General features: G+C 59.7%; 13 protein-coding genes and 1 pseudogene. 4 read left to right on the top strand and 10 right to left on the bottom strand.

The genetic code is table 11. From position 1 onward, the window contains the following. Window positions 1-9 precede the first annotated feature (9 nt). The 8 genes from ACIPZE_RS11990 to ACIPZE_RS11955 form a co-directional block, all read right to left on the bottom strand. Window positions 10-1,368 (bottom strand): LLM class flavin-dependent oxidoreductase, encoded by a 1,359-nt coding sequence (locus tag ACIPZE_RS11990; RefSeq protein WP_283438076.1) that lies wholly within the window; start codon window positions 1,366-1,368, stop codon window positions 10-12. Continuing rightward, entirely contained in the window at window positions 1,368-2,561 is a 1,194-nt protein-coding gene (locus tag ACIPZE_RS11985) for an SfnB family sulfur acquisition oxidoreductase (RefSeq protein WP_400772998.1), read from the bottom strand. The genes ACIPZE_RS11990 and ACIPZE_RS11985 overlap by 1 nt, the downstream gene beginning before the upstream one ends. Before the next feature lie 27 nt (window positions 2,562-2,588). Next, the gene (locus ACIPZE_RS11980) at window positions 2,589-3,830 is read right to left on the bottom strand and encodes an SfnB family sulfur acquisition oxidoreductase (RefSeq protein WP_283438074.1); all 1,242 of its coding nucleotides are present in this window, start codon (window positions 3,828-3,830) and stop codon (window positions 2,589-2,591) included. A 399-nt stretch (window positions 3,831-4,229) separates the two neighbouring features. Then, a complete protein-coding gene (locus ACIPZE_RS11975) occupies window positions 4,230-4,991 on the bottom strand; it encodes a hypothetical protein (RefSeq protein ID WP_283438073.1) in 762 nt (253 codons plus the stop codon). A gap of 468 nt (window positions 4,992-5,459) precedes the next feature. Continuing rightward, a complete protein-coding gene (gene tcyN, locus ACIPZE_RS11970; RefSeq protein ID WP_283438072.1) occupies window positions 5,460-6,209 on the bottom strand; it encodes an L-cystine ABC transporter ATP-binding protein TcyN in 750 nt (249 codons plus the stop codon). Window positions 6,210-6,213: 4 nt separating this feature from the next. After that, window positions 6,214-6,879 carry a cystine ABC transporter permease gene (gene tcyL / locus ACIPZE_RS11965; RefSeq protein ID WP_007918741.1) on the bottom strand — a complete coding sequence of 222 codons (666 nt, stop codon included), beginning with the start codon at window positions 6,877-6,879 and terminating at the stop codon, window positions 6,214-6,216. Further along, entirely contained in the window at window positions 6,879-7,679 is an 801-nt protein-coding gene (gene tcyJ, locus ACIPZE_RS11960) for a cystine ABC transporter substrate-binding protein (RefSeq protein WP_400772996.1), read from the bottom strand. The genes tcyL and tcyJ overlap by 1 nt, the downstream gene beginning before the upstream one ends. A 284-nt stretch (window positions 7,680-7,963) precedes the next feature. Then, window positions 7,964-8,968 carry a D-cysteine desulfhydrase gene (locus ACIPZE_RS11955; protein WP_283438070.1) on the bottom strand — a complete coding sequence of 335 codons (1,005 nt, stop codon included), beginning with the start codon at window positions 8,966-8,968 and terminating at the stop codon, window positions 7,964-7,966. Window positions 8,969-9,158: 190 nt separating this feature from the next. Between ACIPZE_RS11955 and epsC the strand changes: the two genes are divergently transcribed. Both epsC and betT read left to right on the top strand, forming a co-directional pair. Beyond that, window positions 9,159-10,085 (top strand): serine O-acetyltransferase EpsC, encoded by a 927-nt coding sequence (gene epsC, locus ACIPZE_RS11950; RefSeq protein ID WP_400772994.1) that lies wholly within the window; start codon window positions 9,159-9,161, stop codon window positions 10,083-10,085. A 426-nt stretch (window positions 10,086-10,511) separates the two neighbouring features. Further along, on the top strand, window positions 10,512-12,473 hold the full coding sequence (betT, locus tag ACIPZE_RS11945) for a choline transporter BetT (protein ID WP_164979464.1): 1,962 nt from the start codon (window positions 10,512-10,514) through the stop codon (window positions 12,471-12,473). A gap of 24 nt (window positions 12,474-12,497) precedes the next feature. Here the strand turns inward: betT and ACIPZE_RS11940 are convergent, their stop codons facing one another. Then, window positions 12,498-12,758 carry a hypothetical protein gene (locus ACIPZE_RS11940; RefSeq protein WP_283438068.1) on the bottom strand — a complete coding sequence of 87 codons (261 nt, stop codon included), beginning with the start codon at window positions 12,756-12,758 and terminating at the stop codon, window positions 12,498-12,500. Window positions 12,759-13,034: 276 nt separating this feature from the next. On the opposite strand from ACIPZE_RS11940, the pseudogene ACIPZE_RS11935 reads away from it, so the two are divergent. Continuing rightward, window positions 13,035-13,409 (top strand): annotated as a pseudogene (locus tag ACIPZE_RS11935) (type II toxin-antitoxin system HicB family antitoxin); the annotation flags it as partial. Window positions 13,410-13,507: 98 nt separating this feature from the next. Here ACIPZE_RS11935 and ACIPZE_RS11930 read toward each other — a convergent pair. Continuing rightward, window positions 13,508-14,545 (bottom strand): LacI family DNA-binding transcriptional regulator, encoded by a 1,038-nt coding sequence (locus ACIPZE_RS11930; protein WP_400772991.1) that lies wholly within the window; start codon window positions 14,543-14,545, stop codon window positions 13,508-13,510. Window positions 14,546-14,751: 206 nt separating this feature from the next. Here ACIPZE_RS11930 and ACIPZE_RS11925 point away from each other — a divergent pair, with 206 nt between their 5' ends. Continuing rightward, window positions 14,752-16,977 carry a TonB-dependent receptor gene (locus ACIPZE_RS11925; protein WP_400772989.1) on the top strand — a complete coding sequence of 742 codons (2,226 nt, stop codon included), beginning with the start codon at window positions 14,752-14,754 and terminating at the stop codon, window positions 16,975-16,977.

The following is a 16,977-nucleotide window of genomic DNA, read 5'->3' as shown; positions in this document are numbered from 1 at the left end:
TACAAAGAGTTATTGGCGATAGTGGGAGCCGGTGTGCTGCTCAGGTAGCTGCGCCTCCCCGTGAAACAGCTTCTCGCGCAAGCTGCCGCTGTCATACGAGGTCTTGTACGACCCGCGCCGCTGCAACTCGGGAATCACCAGTTCAATGAAATCGACATAGCTCTCTGGCGTAACAATCCGGGTCAAATTGAAACCATCGAGACCTGTTTCGGCGATCCACGATTCCAGCTCGTCCGCCACTTGCTCAGGCGATCCGACCACGGTGATGTAGCGACCACCGAGGGCGTGCTGGTCGAGTAACTTGCGGCGGGTCCAGTCGTTGTTCTGCAGGTTCTTGGTCGCCGACTGAATCGCGTTGCTCTTCACGTACTGGATCGGTTCGTCGATTTCGTATTGGGAGAAGTCGATACCGGTCGACGCCGAGAAATGTGCGACGCCGGCCTCGGCGCTGGCGTAGCTGAGATACTCGGCGTGCTTGGCCCACGCGGCTTCTTCAGTCGCGCCGACAATCACGTTAAGGCCCATGAGCACCTTGATGTCCTCAGGATTGCGCCCCGCTTCAACGGCGCTGGCACGCACTTTGTCGACCTGAACCTTGGTCGATGGCTTGTTCTGACCGCTGATGAAAACGCACTCGGCATGGCGCCCGGCGAAGAGCAAACCGCGATCGGAACTGCCGGCCTGAAACAACACTGGCGTGCGTTGTGGTGAAGGCTCGCAGAGGTGATAGCCCTCGACCTGATAAAACTCGCCCTTGTGCTCGACCTTGTGCACTTTCTCCGGCTGCGCATAGATGCGTTGCTCGCGGTCATTGAGCACCGCGCCGTTTTCCCAACTGCCCTCCCAGAGTTTGTAGAGCACTTGCAGGTACTCATCGGCCTGATCGTAGCGACGGTCATGTTCGACTTGCTCGCTCAGGCCCATGGCTTTCGCAGCGCTGTCGAGGTAGCCGGTGACGATGTTCCAGCCCACGCGGCCGCGACTCAGATGATCGAGCGTGGACATGCGGCGGGCGAACAGATACGGCGGCTCGTAGGTGAGGTTGGCGGTGAGGCCGAAGCCAAGGTTCTTGGTTACCGCAGCCATGGCCGAAACCAGCAGCAATGGATCATTGACTGGCAACTGGATCGACTCTTTCAGCGGCACATCGACCGAGTTCTGGTAGACGTCGTACACGCCGACGATGTCGGCGATGAACAATCCGTCGAACAGCCCACGCTCGAGCAACTGTGCCAGTTCGGTCCAGTATTCAATCGTGTTGTAGCGGGTCGAGGTATCGCGCGGATGCGTCCACAAGCCATGGTTGATATGGCCGATGCAGTTCATGTTGAACGCGTTGAGCAGGATCTTCTTTTTCGTAGCGCTCATCAGATGGTCCCCCGCAACGGCGGGTTTTCATCGTTGAGGTAGTAGTTACCCACCGCGTGATATTTCCAGCGCACCGGGTCGTGCAGGGTGTGCACGCGGGCGTTGCGCCAGTGGCGGTCGAGGCCGTGCTCGATCAGCGTGGCCTGGCTGCCGGCGAGTTCGAACAGTGTGCTGCCCGCAGCGAGGGAAATTTCCGTGCTGATCGCGCGTGCTTCGGCGACCGCAATTGACGCGGCGGCAACGGTGTCTGCGTTGGTCTCGGCTTGCGCGGCGTCGAGGAATTCGCCAGCACGTTCAAGCAAGGCTTCGGTGGCGTGCAGGCGAATGCTCAAGCGGCCGAAGCTCTTCAGTGTCAGTGGGTCTTCGGTGGCTTTGTCGTTGCCGGAATCGATCCAAGGACGGGTTTTGCTGCGCACAAAATGCAGCGCGTCTTCATAAGCGGCGCGAGCAATACCGGTGTCGATGGCGGCGTGAAGGATCTGTGCCAATGGGCCGACGGTGGTCGGACGCTCAAACGCACTTTGAAAAGGCAGTACATCTTCTGCGGCAACGTAGACGTCTTCGAACACCACGGAGCCGCTGCCGGTGGTGCGTTGACCGAAACCACTCCAGTCATCGATCACGGTCAGACCTTTGGCGTCACGCGGGACGAAGGCCAGTCGCTGCACGCCGTTTTCATCGACGACCGAGGTCGGAATGCGCTGCGCATAAATCGCACCGGTCGCATAAAACTTGCGACCGTTGATGCGGTAGCCGTCACCGTCGCGTTTTAGGCTGGTGACGCGGTCGTGCGCGGTTTTCGTGCCCAGTTCCGCAAGGGCATTGCCGAAGCGCTGGCCGGCGAGTACTTCGGCGTACAGCCGTTGTTTTTGCGCGTGGCTGCCGTTTACCCGGAGCACTTCCAGTGCGTAGAAATGGTTCTGCGGAATCTGCCCGAGCGAGCCGTCGGCCTGAGCGATCAGGGCGATGACTTTGGCCAGGGTTACGTTGGACACGCCGGCGCCGCCGTATTCCTTCGGCACACTGATGCCCCACAGGCCGGAGCGGGAAAACACGTCGAGTTCTGGCAGTGGCAGGCGACGTTCACGGTCGCGCACGGCGCTGTCGCGTTTGAAATCTTCGGCCAGGTCGCTGGCGACGATCAGGGCTTGCTCATCGCTGGTGATGACCGCGACGTGATGGGAAATCGTCATAGGTGTTTCTCCAGATGTCTGGTCGTCTCAGATCCAGGAATGGCGAGCCGGTAAAGTGCCGTTCAGGCGATACGCTCCGACCGCGTGATATTTCCAGCGCACCGGGTCGTGCAGCGTGTGCACGCGGGCGTTGCGCCAGTGGCGGTCGAGGTTGAATTCGGCGAGGGTGGCGCGGCTGCCGGCCAGTTCGAACAGTTTTTCGCTGGCGAGCAGAGATATCTCGGTAGTCAGCACTTTCGCTTCGGCCACGGCAATCGAAGCGCGGGCGGCGGATTCGGCGGTGAGCGGCGCGGCGTGCACCTGATCGAGCACTTTGCCGGCCTTGCGCAGCAGCGCTTCGGCGGCGTGCAGTTCGATTTTCAGTTTGCCGATATCGGCGATCACATAGAGGTCATCACTGGCGCGATCAACCTTGGCGTCGATCCACGGCCGCGCCCGGGTTTTGACGAACTCGATGGTGTCGTCGATGGCGCCACGGGCAATGCCGGCATCAATCGCCGCTTGAATCAACTGCGACACCGCGCCTTGGGTGTTGGGGATGTCGTTGATCTTCCAGTTGTCGACCACCAGGCTCGACTCGACGCGCACATTGTTGAGCAGGATCGTGCCGCTGGCGGTGGTGCGCTGGCCGAAGCCCGACCAGTCATCAACGATGCGCAAACCCGGCGTGCCGCGACGGACGAAGGCCAGCACTTGCTTGCCGTCATCGTTGAGCGCTTTCACCGCAACCCAGTGTGCGAACAGCGCGCCGGTGGAATAGAACTTCTGGCCATTGATCACATAATCGTCACCGTCGGCGGTGATCCGCGCTTTCAATTCCAGGGTGTTTTTAGTGCCACGCTCAGGGCCGGCGTTGCCGATTCGCCAGCCTTCCAGAACACTCTGGAACAACTGTTTTTTCTGCTCCTGGGTCGCACTGCCAAGCACCAGATTGATGATGCCGAACTGGTTCTGCGGAATCTGTCCCAGCGCCGGATCGGCGGCGGAGATGATCGCAAACACTTCGGCCAGGGTGACGAACGAAACCTGCGGGCCACCGTATTCACGCGGGATGGCAATGCTGCCCAGACCGCTGCGAGTGAACTGTTCGATTTCCGACCACGGCAACTTGCGCTGACGGTCACGCTTGGCGGCCTGCACACGGGCGACTTGCGCCAGATCATGCGCGGCCTTGATGGCTTGGGCGTCGTTGCGCAAGACCTGCGCGGGCAACAACAACGGGGCGATGTCCAGATCAGACTGGACGTTTGCGTCTGCCAGACTGGACATCAGTGCCGCTCCTTGGCTGCACGCAATGCCCTGGCGATTCGCACTGGGGTGATTGTGTTCCGGACCATACTACCTACCTCACATCTCATGAAAAACGCCGCAAAAGTGCGGCGAACGAAAGAATGTCCGGTGGTCCGGTTCATATACCCTAAGCGCGTATAAATATTAAATAAACTAACTTTTAGGAATATGCATAGAAGGGGTGATGGTCGGGTTGGTTAACAATATTTGTAAGCGCCAATGCGATCCCTGTGGTGAGGGGATTTATCCCCGTTGGGCTGCGAAGCGGCCCCAAAATCAGGTAACGCGGTGCATCAGATACACCGCGTGTTATGGGTTTACGACTGCTTCGCAGCCGAGCGGGGATAAATCCCCTCGCCACAGGGGATTTGCGTTTATTCAATTGCGTGGCTCGGCGGCTTTGAGGGCGGGCCTCAGCGGCACTTTCAGGTAAGGGTTCACACAGCCGATCTTCAACGTCCGCGGAGGCGCCCAGCGCGAGTTGTTGCCGACCCGGTCGATGACGCAGTACGTCACGTCGAGGCGCAGATCTTCACCGGCCTCGACGATGACCGCCGGCGGCACCCAGACCTGAATCGGCAAGCCGACGTCTGCCGCCGTGACCGGTACCAGGTCCATGCGCACATCGCCCCAGCGCAAGGTGATTTCATCGTCCTCGGCCATGTTCACGTAAGGCTCGATGGTCAGCGGTACGCCGCGTTTGATCTGGTTCGGATTAACCCCCTGACGGCGGATGGTGTCGGGGATCGTGACGGCTTGCAGTTGCTGGTTTTCGTCGCTGCACAATGCCGATGGCAGGCCTCCGGGACAATCGAGTTTGACTTGCACCCGGGTCGCCGCCGACAGCGCCTGACCCTGGCCAACCTGCATGACCCGGTAGTGGATACGTGCCGTGCCGTTGGCGATGAAACTCTCCGGCACCCGCAGGCTGACCGGGGCGCCGACATCCTCGACGGTCAGGACCTTCGAAGCGACATAACATTTGTTCCAGAACAGTTCGATCAGGTCCCCGCAATCCATCTCGGGATAGGGCGCCACGTCGACCGACAGATGGGCGGCAGCAGCCAGATTGATGCCGGTTTTTTGCGCGGGCGCCAGGATTGGCGCTGCCAGCTCGGGGGTGTGCGAAGTGTGAGTCATCGATTTCTCTCCTTGAAGCTTGCAACGAAGTCCGTTTCTGAAGAACAAAGGCGTGAATCAACTGGCAATACAGCCGAGAACCTTGATCAAGGTTGAATGTGCGTTGATTAAACTAAGTGGCGCCGGTTGGCGACTAGATAAGAGTGTGCGGGAAGGGGTGTCAATAGATGTGCTTAGTTAATCCGTGAATTACGTGCTAATCAGAAGTGTCCTACGCTGATGAGGCCTTATGCCTAGGTCTGTTGGCGAATTGAGCCACAAATCTCAGTGGTTTTCCGCGGTTTCGATAAGTCGCTACGGGAACCCTATCTTTAAATGATGGACATATTTTTAGCGCGGATTATCTGTTGCAGAACATATATGTGTTCTAAATAGAACGTGTTTGATTAGTGTTTGTTGAAGCAGGTTGTTCAGGCGGGATAACGTAACTTCCATCCATGGAAGTTGCCGTTTGATACATCTGGATTCTCAGGCGTGATTGAGAAACTTGCTGAGAAACTGTTTAGTGCGTTCTTCTTTTGGATTGGCAAACAACGCTTTCGCTTCGCCTTGTTCGACGATCACGCCCTTGTCGAAAAACACCACGCGGTTGGCCACGTCGCGGGCAAAGCCCATTTCGTGGGTGACGATGACCATGGTGCGTTTCTCTTCGGCGAGGCCACGAATGGTCGCCAGCACTTCGCCGACCAGTTCCGGATCGAGGGCCGAAGTCGGTTCGTCGAACAGGATCACTTCCGGCTCCATCGCCAGCGCCCGGGCAATCGCCACGCGCTGTTGCTGACCGCCGGAGAGGCGACGTGGATAAGCGTCTTCCTTGCCGGCGAGACCGACCTTGGCCATGAGCTTTTTGCCCAAGGCAATGGCTACGTCGCGCGGCATCTTCTTGACCACGATCGGGCCTTCGATGACGTTTTCCAAAGCGGTGCGATGCGGGAACAGGTTGAAGTTCTGGAACACGAAGCCAACGTGCTGGCGCAGATTGCGCACCAGCGCTTGCTGCTGGTTCAGCGGGCGGCTGGTATCGATCTCGATATCGCCGACCTTGATCCGGCCGCTGGTGGGTTGTTCAAGGAAATTCAGGCAGCGCAGAAACGTCGTTTTCCCCGAGCCGCTGGGGCCGATGATCGCGACTACTTCACCTTCCTTGACCTCGAGGTCGATGCCGTTGAGCACGACCTGACCCTTGAATTGTTTGGTCAGTTTTTCCACGACAATCATCGCGTCAGGACTCCTGGTCGTGCCGATTGACCCGCTCTTCCAACTTGTTCTGGAAGTGCGAAAGCACCGTGGCCAGAATCCAGTAGATCAGCGCGGCGGCAAGATACATGGTGAAGACTTCGAAAGTCCGGGCGGTAATCAACTGGGCCTGGCGGAACAGCTCCGGCACCTGAATGGTGGCGGCCAGTGCCGTGTCCTTGACCAGTGAAATGAAGCTGTTGCCCAGCGGCGGCAACGCCGTGCGCATCGCTTGCGGCAGGATGGCCCGGCGCAGGGTTTGCGCGCGGGTCATGCCGATGCTCGCAGCAGCTTCCCACTGACCACGCTCGATCGAACCGATCGCGGCGCGCAGAATTTCACAGGCGTAAGCGGCCATGTTCAGCGAGAAGCCGATCAACGCCGCTGGCAACGGATCCAGTTCGAGACCCAATTGCGGCAAGCCGTAATAGATCACGAACAGTTGCACCAGCAACGGCGTGCCGCGAAAGAACGACACGTAGATGCGCGCCAGCCAGCTCACCGATTTGAAGCGCGACAGGCGCATCAGCGCCAGGCCGAAACCCAGCAGCAAGCCGAAGAACATGCCGCCGAGGCTGAGGACTACCGTGTAATACGCGCCCTTGAGCAGGAAGGGCGCGGAGTCCAGTGCGAGTTGGAAAGCTTCTTCCATTATTTAGTGACGTCTGCGTTGAAGTACTTGATCGACAGCTTCTCAAGGGTGCCGTCGGCCCGCAGCTCTTCGAGGGCTTTGTTCAGGGCTGCCAGCAGCTCAGGCTCGCCTTTACGCACGGCGATACCGGATTCCTGACGCGAGAAAGCTTCACCGGCGGCGACGGTTTTCGGGGCTTTCTTGGCGTATTCAAGTGCGGCCAGACGGTCGATCAGGATGGCGTCGGTACGGCCGTTGTTGAGGTCGGCGAACTTGGTCGGATCATCATCGTAGGTGCGCACATCGGCGCCCGGCACGTTGGCGCGGACCCATTGCTCGTAGTTGGTGCCCAGGCCTACACCGACTTTCTTGCCGGACAGGTCAGCAGCGGTCTTGATGTTCAGTGCCGCTTCTTTGCTCTTCAGCACCAATGCCTGAATCCCGGAAACGGTGTAAGGCTCAGAGAAGTCATACTTCTTCTTGCGCTCGTCGGAGATCGTTACCTGGTTGACCACGACGTCGAGGCGCTTGGATTCCAGCGCGGCAAGAATACCGTCCCACTTGGTTGGCTGGATCTTGGCTTTGACGCCGAGTTTTTGCGCCAGCGCTTCGGAGAGCTCGACTTCGAAGCCAGACAGTTTGCCGTCGGCATCGACGAAGCTGAACGGTGGGTAAGTGCCTTCCAGGCCGACGTTGAGAACGCCCTTGTCCTTGATCTGTTGCAGCTGCTCACCGGCCACTGCCTGGCCGATCAGACCGGCGCTCAGCGCCAGGCCCAGCGAACCAACCAGCAGATTGCGACGTAGTGCGGAAAAATTCATGACGAGCCCCTGTGTTTTCTTATGGAAGACGCTGAAGGAAAGTTGGCGAATTTGTTATTCGCGCGACTGCGTTATCGTGCCCTAAAGCAGCTTATGCGTCTTGCGCGAAATTCGCCTGCGGCGAGACTATAAGATGTCTGCTTTAGACTTGAAAATACTAAATATTTGAAATGTTATTCTTTATTGGAATATGCGTTATCTCTGGAAAAAGATCGCAGCCTGCGGCAGCTCCTACGCGGGATCACCTGTAGGAGCTGCCGCAGGCTACGATCTTTTGATCTTGCTTACAGAAAATCCCTGTAGGCAAACAACGCCGGCGCACCGCCGGTGTGCAGGAAAATAATCGGCCCCTCATCAAAGCGCTGACGCCCGATCCCGTCCAGCAATCCCGCCATCGCCTTGCCGGTATAAACCGGATCCAGCAACACCGCTTCCTGACTCGCCAACAGCTTCACCGCCGCCAACGTCCCGGCATTCGGTTCGCCATAACGCGGGCCAAAGTATTCGTCCCACAACTCAACCTTGAAACTCGCCGCCAACTCGACGCCGAGCAGGTCCGCCGTGCGTTCGGCGAGGCCCTGCACCTTCGGTCGCTGGTCTTCTTCACTGCGCGAAACGGTCACGCCAATCACCGGCAATTGCGGCAACACTTCGCTCAACGCCAATGCCAGACCGCTGTGAGTTCCGGCGCTGCCCGAGGCCAACACCACTGCAGCGAAATCGATGCCGGTGTCTTTGATTTGCCCGGCCAGTTCCAGCCCTGCGCGTACGTAACCCAATGCACCGAGCGCATTCGAGCCGCCAATCGGCACCAGGTACGGTTTCTTGCCGTTGCTGCGCAAACGCACGGCAAGGGCCGCGAGTTGTTCGTCAGCATTGTCGAGGTTGTCGACCAGTTCGACCTTGGTGTCGAACAGATCCAGCAGCAGGCGGTTGCCATTGCCGGTGTAATTGCTGTCATCGGTGCCCAGCGGGTTTTCCAGCAGCGCCACGCAGCCGAGGCCAAGTTTGGCAGCGAGTGCAGCAGTTTGGCGAACGTGGTTCGATTGCAGCGCACCGGCGGTGATCAGCGTATCGGCGCCTTGCGCGAGGGCGTCGGCGGCGAGGTATTCGAGCTTGCGCAGCTTGTTGCCACCCATGGCCAGCGGCGTCAGGTCATCACGCTTGATGTACACCTCGCGGCCGAGCCAGGAGGACAGGCGCTCGAGTTTTTCCAAAGGCGTCGGATGACCGAGCAGGTCGAGACGGTCAAAGCGATCCAGCTGTTGTTTGATCGGTTGTTTAGACATGGTTCCGTACTGGCGGAGGAAGATGAAAGGACTATAGGCATGCGCTTTTACCCGGGCAACCGCGAATCGCTTATAGCCAAATAAACTGAGCCCAGCACTATCGGTTCTTAATTCGCCCTCGCGAGCATGCCGTAAAGTAGGCGCCGTGGACGCGGCCAGACAGTCCGGCCGCCCGTGAGGAGTCTTTACCGTGAGCGAGCGTTCCAGCCATTGGCAATTGCAGGCCATCGTCAGTCAACTGCGCAGCGCGCGGGATCAATGGCGGGCACAGAACGGCCGGGCGTCCGGCGAGCAGGGTGGTCGCGAGTTGCCGTCGCGGGCAGCGATGGCGGAGATTCTCGAAGCGCTGTGTGGCGCATTGTTCCCGATGCGTCTGGGGCCGGTGGATCTGCGCGAAGAGAGTGAAGATTTCTACGTCGGCCACACCCTTGATGTCGCGCTGAATGCCCTGCTGGCACAAACCCGCCTGGAGCTGCGTTACGTCGCCCGCCACAGCGCGCAAGTCGACAGCGAAGTCGAGGCCCGCGCAATTCAGATCGTCCAGGATTTCGCCTTGGCCTTACCGGGCTTGCGCGCCCTGCTCGACACCGATGTGCTAGCCGCCTATCACGGTGACCCGGCGGCGCGCAGTGTCGATGAAGTGCTGCTCTGCTACCCAGGGATTCTGGCAGTGATTCACCATCGTCTGGCGCACCATTTGTATCGCGCCGGGCTGCCATTGCTGGCGCGAATCAGCGCGGAAATCGCCCACTCGGCGACTGGCATCGATATCCATCCGGGGGCGCAGATCGGCCGCAGCTTCTTTATCGATCACGGCACGGGCGTGGTGATCGGCGAGACCGCGATCATTGGCGAGCGCGTGCGGATTTATCAGGCCGTGACGCTGGGGGCGAAGCGCTTCCCGGCGGACGAAGACGGCCAGTTGCAGAAGGGCCATCCGCGCCATCCGATCGTTGAGGATGATGTGGTGATTTATGCCGGGGCGACGATTCTCGGGCGGATCACCATCGGCAAAGGATCGACCATTGGCGGCAACGTGTGGCTGACGCGCAGTGTGCCGGCCGGGTGCAATCTGACCCAGGCCAACTTGCAGCATGATGACGGCACGCAGAAGTAGGGCTTTAACAGCTTCCCCTCACCCCAGCCCTCTCCCAGAGGGAGAGGGGGCCGACCGAAGTGTCTTGCGTCATACATCGACCTGAAATACCGAGTCGATTCTGGATTCGGTAAAGCAGGACCACGTCGGCGTATCGCTCAAATATTCCCCAATCAGTCCCCTCTCCCTTTGGGAGAGGGTTAGGGTGAGGGGCTTTTGACCCTCCTTGGGCTACTGTAGGAAAACTACCGCCCAGCCCTGCGATTAGTCCTTACCACCCTATCCATGTTTAACTTGAACGTTCATTCAAGTTAAACCGGTGGTTCGCTGCCCGCTCACAACAGGAGGCTTGCCTTTGCTGAGTCCGATCATTTCAGCCACGTTTCAACCCCTCGAGGTGCACGTTTCATGAGTGCATCGTCTACCCCCGCCAGCGGTCTGGTGCGCATGAATCCGCCGGTGTTCTACTTCGCCGCGACGGTCATTCTGCTCTTCGGTCTGGTTGTTATCGCCATGCCTGAACAGGCCGGCGCTTGGCTGCTGGAAGCGCAAAACTGGGCGGCCAACACGGTCGGCTGGTACTACATGCTCGCGATGACCCTGTATCTGGTCTTCGTGGTGGTCACCGCCTTATCCGGCTACGGCAAGATAAAACTCGGTGCCGACCACGACGAACCCGAATTCAGTTACCTGTCCTGGGCCGGCATGCTGTTCGCCGCCGGGATCAGCATCACGCTGTTTTTCTTCTGCGTATCCGAACCGCTGACCCACATGCTCCAGCCGCCACAAGGCGAGGCGGGCACGGCGGATGCGGCGCGCCAGGCGATGCAGATTCTGTTTCTGCACTGGGGCCTGCATGGCTGGGGCGTGTTCGCCTTCGTCGGCATGGCGCTGGCCTATTTCGCTTACCGCCACAACCTGCCGCTGGCTCTGCGTTCGGCGCTGTATCCGCTGATCGGCAAGCGCATCAACGGCCCGATCGGTTACGCAGTCGATGGTTTTGGCATCATCGCCACGGTGTTCGGTCTCGGTGCCGACATGGGCTTTGGTGTGCTGCACCTCAACTCCGGCCTCGACTACCTGTTCGGCATCGCGCACACCCAGTGGATTCAGGTCGGCCTGATCACGCTGATGATGGGCGCGGCGATCATCGTTGCCGTCTCCGGTGTCGATAAAGGCGTGCGGGTGATGTCCGACATCAACATGCTGCTGGCCTGTGCGCTGCTGCTGTTCGTGTTGTTCGCCGGGCCGACGCAGCACCTGCTCAACACGCTGATCCAGAACATCGGTGACTACCTCGGCGCTTTGCCGATGAAGAGTTTCGACCTCTACGCCTACGACAAACCGAGCGACTGGCTCGGCGGCTGGACTGTGTTCTATTGGGCCTGGTGGATTGCATGGTCGCCGTTCGTGGGCCTGTTCATCGCACGGATTTCCCGTGGGCGGACCATCCGCGAATTCGTTTTCGGTGTGCTGCTGATTCCGCTCGGTTTCACCCTCGCGTGGATGTCGATCTTCGGCAACAGCGCCATCGATCAGGTGCTCAACCACGGCATGAGCGCGCTCGGCATGTCGGCCATCGACAACCCGTCGATGAGCATTTACCTGCTGCTGGAAACCTATCCATGGAGCAAAACCGTCATCGCCGTGACAGTGTTCATCAGCTTCGTGTTCTTCGTCACCTCTGCCGATTCCGGCACCGTTGTGCTCTCGACCCTGTCGGCCAAGGGCGGCAATCCGGACGAAGACGGGCCGAAATGGCTGCGGGTGTTCTGGGGCGCGATGACGGCACTGATCACCAGTGCGTTGCTGTTCTCTGGCAGCATCGATGCGCTGAAGTCAGCGGTGGTGCTGACCTCGTTGCCGTTCTCGCTGATTCTATTGCTGATGATGTGGGGCCTGCACAAGGCGTTCTATCTGGAGTCGCAGAAGCAGATCGCGCAGTTGCATTCGCTGGCACCGGTCTCCGGTTCGCGGCGCGGCACGGGCGGCTGGCGTCAGCGCCTGAGTCAGGCCGTACACTTCCCGTCGCGTGACGAGGTGTACCGTTTCATGGACACCACGGTGCGCCCGGCGATTGAAGAAGTGACGGCGGTGTTCGTCGAGAAAGGCCTGAACGTGGTCACTCAGCCGGATCCGGCGAATGACAGCGTCAGCCTCGAAATCGGCCATGGTGATGCGCATCCGTTCATCTACCAGGTGCAGATGCGCGGCTACTTCACGCCGTCGTTCGCGCGTGGCGGGATGGGTTCGAAGCAGCTCAACAACCGCCGCTATTACCGCGCCGAAGTGCATTTGAGCGAGGGCAGTCAGGACTACGATCTGGTCGGCTACACCAAAGAGCAGATCATCAACGACATCCTCGACCAGTACGAACGCCACATGCAGTTCCTGCATCTGGTGCGTTGATTGGCAGCTGGGCGCCGGGACGATTTACGACTCGGCGCTCAGCACCATGAACAACACCATCGCCGCCATCGGCACCCCGAATACCGCACTGCCAATCGCTATTTCCGAACCGAGTGGTTGGCCCGCATGCACCACGCCCACCGCGCCATTAATCACCGTCAACGCCAGCCACAGAGCGGCGAAGCTGTAGGCCATGGTCTGACGGCTGAAGCCGATGCGTTCGCCGATGTAGAGCATCAGGGCGAGCAGAACCAGGCCGAAGAAGATGATGATGGCGGTGTGCATGGTGGTGCCTGCGGGATGTGCGGTGCCAGATCGGCCGCCATCGCGAGCAAGCCCGCTCCCACAGGTTTCGGGGTTGGACACAAATTTGTGAACGACGCAGAACCCTGTGGGAGCGGGTTTGCCCGCGATGGGGCCACCTCGGTGTCCTTTAGAGCATAGCCAATCCAGCCCCCGCCACTGCCCGTCCTGCTTCTCTACTGCACACATTTTGCGACTCCTGCACAGAGTTCGGTCGGCGACGTGTTTTGCTTGCTTGGCCGCGCCTGCCGTTGATCGGATGCCGACTCAGACTACGGCGTGATCATCCCGGATGTACCGGGCTGCTTCTCTGCGGGCACTACGGTCGCTGAGGCGTTTGAGAATACTCAGGAAGCGTTGGCGCTTCACTATGAGGGTTTGGTCGCCGACGCCGCACCGTTGCCGCAAGTGAGGGACATCGATGCTCATCTCGATAATCCGGATTACGCGGGAGGGATCTGGGGTGTGGTCGATTTTGATATCACCCCGTATTTCGGCAAGTCAGTGCGGTTTAACGCCACGCTGCCTGAGCAGTTGCTTGAGCGTATTGACCAGACTGTGCGGCGTGACCAGCGCTATCGCTCCCGCTCCGGTTTCCTCGCGGCAGCCGCCCTGCGCGAACTCTCGGTGTAAAGATGCCCCTGTAGGAGCTGCCGCAGGCTGCGATCTTTTGCCTTGTTTTTAAGATCAAAAGATCGCAGCCTGCGGCAGCTCCTACGCAAATGTCCGTTTCAGGTGCTTTCGCGTCCGATGACTTGGCACTGCAGCAGATTCAGCCGTTGCACCTCCTCGCTTGGTAATACCCCAAGGCTTTCCAGCACTCGTGTCGCGGCCAGTACGCCGATCTCCAGCGCCGGTGGTTTGATCGTGCTCAGGCTCGGCAGCAGCATCTCGGCGAACGGGTAATCACCGAAGCCGAGAACGGCGCAGTCTTCAGGGATTTTCAAACCGGCGCGTTGCCCGGCGAGCAGGCCGCCGGCGGCGAGGTTGTCGTTGGCGAAGATGATCGCGTCGGGAGGCGGTGAGGCGTTCATCAGGGCGTCCATCGCCTGTTTGCCGGCCTCGAATGGAGTGCGATCAGCGTCAGGTGCGAACACCCACGGCTCCAGTTTTGATTGACGCACGGTCGCGGCATAACCGTCGCGACGCTCCAGGGCGCTGAAGTCGCCCGCAGCACTGTTCTGCACGAAGGCGATACGTCGATAACCTTTTCCCAGCAGATACTTCGCCGCCGCCACGCCCACGTCGAAATGCGAAAACCCGATCTGCATCGGCTCGCGATCCGGCTGGTAATCCCAGGTTTCGATCACCGGCACATCGGCTTCGGCAATCATCTTTTCGGTACCGGCACTGTGAAAGTGACTGGTCAGCACCAACGCCGCCGGCGACCAGCCGAGAAACGCGCGCACCGCGTTTTCTTCCTGCTCGGTGCTGAAGTAACTCGACGCCAGCAACAGCTGATAGCCATGACGGCTGAGCGTGTCACTGAAGCCTTGAATGGTGTTGGCGAAGATCGGCCCTGAGATGTTCGGAATGACCATGCCGACGATTTTCCCCCGCGCCGAGGCCAGCCCGCCGGCCACCAGATTCGGTACGTAACCCAACTCGGCCACCACTGCCGCAATCCGCTCGCGGCGCTCGGGTGAAACCTGTTCCGGCTGATTGAAATAACGCGACACGGTGATCGCCGAAACCCCGGCCTCACGCGCCACGGCATTGAGGGTCACACGTCCGGCACCACGGCGCTTGCGGGGCTTTTCTTCGCTCACGGGTCGATCCTTGTTAAAAACAAAATCGCATATAAAACTAATTTTTCAGTATTGGACGCTCTATGTGCGGCTTGCCAATACTGTCGATGTTAGCGCTAACATAGCGCGTTGTCTGCTACTCGCTCGAGCGAATGCCCAAGACACCGATTCAGGCGCTGTCGTCGCAGAACGGCAGCGGATCAGGACCATTTTCGAGCGGGCAAAGCATGCACAACATTGCTGGGGCGACACACACACTGGCGCAGTCGATTCGCGCCGCTGGCTGGTTACTGACAGGGCTGGCGGCGCTGCCGTTGCCCAACGCATTCGCCGCTGACAATAGCGAGCAAGAGCCGACACTGAAGTCGGTGACCGTCACCGCTACCCGCCGCGAAGAGTCGCTGCAAAAAGTGCCGGTCGCGGTCTCGGTGATCGACGGCGAACAGCTTGAGCGCGATAACCGCAACGGTGTGGCGAGCATCGTTCAGCAAGTGCCGTCGCTGAATTTCCGCACTGGCGCGTCGAACAAGGACACCTCGTTATTCGTACGTGGCGTCGGCACGATTTCCACCTCTCCAGGCGTTGAGCCGACCGTGGCCACGGTGATCGACGGCGTGGTGTATGCACGTCCGGGACAGGCAACCATGGACCTGCTGGATCTGGAGCGCGTCGAGGTTTTGCGCGGTCCGCAAGGCACGCTGTTCGGCAAGAACGCCTCGGCCGGCGTGCTCAACATCACCAGTAAGGCGCCGACCGCCGAGACTCACGGTTACATCGATCAGTCGTACTACAGCGGCAACGAAAGTCGCACCCGTTTCGGCATTGGTGGCAGCCTGATTCCGGAGACGTTGAAAGGCTCGATCAGCACGCTGTTCGGCAGCTACTACGGCAACGTCGACAACCAGCACAACGGTCAGGAGGTCAACGGCTACAACCATCGTGGCGTGCGCGGCAAACTCGAATTCACCCCGAATGACGACGTCACCTTCACGCTGATTGCCGACTACATGCAGGCCCATGACGACGGCCCCAACGGCGTGGTCAGCAAGTCGTTGACCCCGGCCTTTGCCAACGCGCTGAGTCCGGCATATGCCTCCAGCCACAACCGCGACATCAACACCGACACCCGTACTCACGTCGAGGACATCAACAAAGGTTTGTCCGGTCAGTTCGACTGGCAATTGGGCGATTACACGCTGACGTCGATCACTGCGTGGCGTGGCTGGGACAACACTCAGTATCAGGACGGCGACCGCCTCGGCACGGTGACGGCAGCGTTCCCCGGTACGGCCGACAAAGGCGATCTGGCCTTCGATCAATACTCGCAAGAGCTGCGCCTGGCTTCGCCGAAGGGCGAATTCCTCGAGTACGTCGCAGGCCTGTTCTACATGCACGGCAAGGACGACGAGACCTATCAGCGCACCCTGACAACGACGACGCGCACCGACCGAGGCGTGGCCAACTACAGCACCACCAGCGACAGCTACGCGGTGTTCGGCGAGAGCACGCTGAACTTCACGTCTGACTTTCGCGGCATCGCCGGCCTTCGCTACACCCACGATGATCTTGAATACGATCATCGTCGCGTCTCGACTTCGGCGACCACCGTCAGCGGCATCCAGCCGTCGACCAGCAGCTCAGGTTCCGTCGACGAAGATGGCTGGTCTGGCCGCCTCGGTTTGCAGTACGACTTGAGCGATGCCGTCACCACTTACCTGACCTACTCGCGCGGCTACAAAGGCCCGGCCTACAACGTGTTTTTCAACATGCAGCCGCGCGACACCGAAGCGCTGAAACCGGAGACCTCCAACACTTGGGAGGCGGGGATCAAAGCCACTTCCTGGAACAATCGCCTGACCACCAACCTCGCGGTGTTCCACAGCGAGTACGACAACTACCAGGCGAATTTTTTCGACACCGTCGCCGGGCAAGTGGTGACGCGGCTGATCAACGCCGGCAGTGTCAGCACCGAAGGCGTCGAACTCGATTACGCCCTGCAAGCGACCCAACAATTGAAGCTGTCCGGTGCACTCGCTTACACCCGCGCGCGCATCGACGAATTCGCCTGCCCGGCCGGTGCGGCGGCGTCGTGCAACGTCAACGGCAAACCGCTGCCGTTCAGCCCGGACTGGAAAAGCTACGTGCGCGCCGACTACAGCATCCCGCTGGATAACGGCCTGGATATCGAACTCGGCACCGACTACAGCTGGCAAAGCGAAGTGCAGTACGACATCAGCCAAAACGTCGACACCAAGCAGGGCGCGTACGGCATCTGGAACGCCAGCATTGCCTTGGCCGATTACAGCAACGGCTGGCGCGTTGCCTTGCTGGGCAAGAACCTCACCGACAAGTCTTACTCGCCGGTTCTCGCCAGCGGCGGCAACTACATCTACCGCGCCGTGCCACGGGATGACGAGCGCTATTTCGGTGTGCAACTGCGCAAGGATTTCTGA

It is taken from the genome of Pseudomonas sp. NPDC089741, from assembly GCF_044748825.1.
Classification (GTDB): Bacteria; Pseudomonadota; Gammaproteobacteria; order Pseudomonadales; family Pseudomonadaceae; genus Aquipseudomonas; species Aquipseudomonas helmanticensis.
This window is presented reverse-complemented; position numbering and strand designations above follow the sequence as displayed.

Bases quoted from the DNA above. Each gene is read 5' to 3' on its own strand.
- betT (WP_164979464.1), top strand. From the start codon at position 10,512: ATGAATCCGCCGGTGTTCTACTTCGCCGCGACGGTCATTCTGCTCTTC.
- tcyN (WP_283438072.1), bottom strand. From the start codon at position 6,209: ATGATTGTCGTGGAAAAACTGACCAAACAATTCAAGGGTCAGGTCGTG.
- ACIPZE_RS11955 (WP_283438070.1), bottom strand. From the start codon at position 8,968: ATGTCTAAACAACCGATCAAACAACAGCTGGATCGCTTTGACCGTCTC.
- ACIPZE_RS11975 (WP_283438073.1), bottom strand. From the start codon at position 4,991: ATGACTCACACTTCGCACACCCCCGAGCTGGCAGCGCCAATCCTGGCG.
- ACIPZE_RS11925 (WP_400772989.1), top strand. From the start codon at position 14,752: ATGCACAACATTGCTGGGGCGACACACACACTGGCGCAGTCGATTCGC.
- ACIPZE_RS11990 (WP_283438076.1), bottom strand. From the start codon at position 1,368: ATGAGCGCTACGAAAAAGAAGATCCTGCTCAACGCGTTCAACATGAAC.
- tcyL (WP_007918741.1), bottom strand. From the start codon at position 6,879: ATGGAAGAAGCTTTCCAACTCGCACTGGACTCCGCGCCCTTCCTGCTC.
- ACIPZE_RS11940 (WP_283438068.1), bottom strand. From the start codon at position 12,758: ATGCACACCGCCATCATCATCTTCTTCGGCCTGGTTCTGCTCGCCCTG.
- tcyJ (WP_400772996.1), bottom strand. From the start codon at position 7,679: ATGAATTTTTCCGCACTACGTCGCAATCTGCTGGTTGGTTCGCTGGGC.
- ACIPZE_RS11985 (WP_400772998.1), bottom strand. From the start codon at position 2,561: ATGACGATTTCCCATCACGTCGCGGTCATCACCAGCGATGAGCAAGCC.
- ACIPZE_RS11980 (WP_283438074.1), bottom strand. From the start codon at position 3,830: ATGTCCAGTCTGGCAGACGCAAACGTCCAGTCTGATCTGGACATCGCC.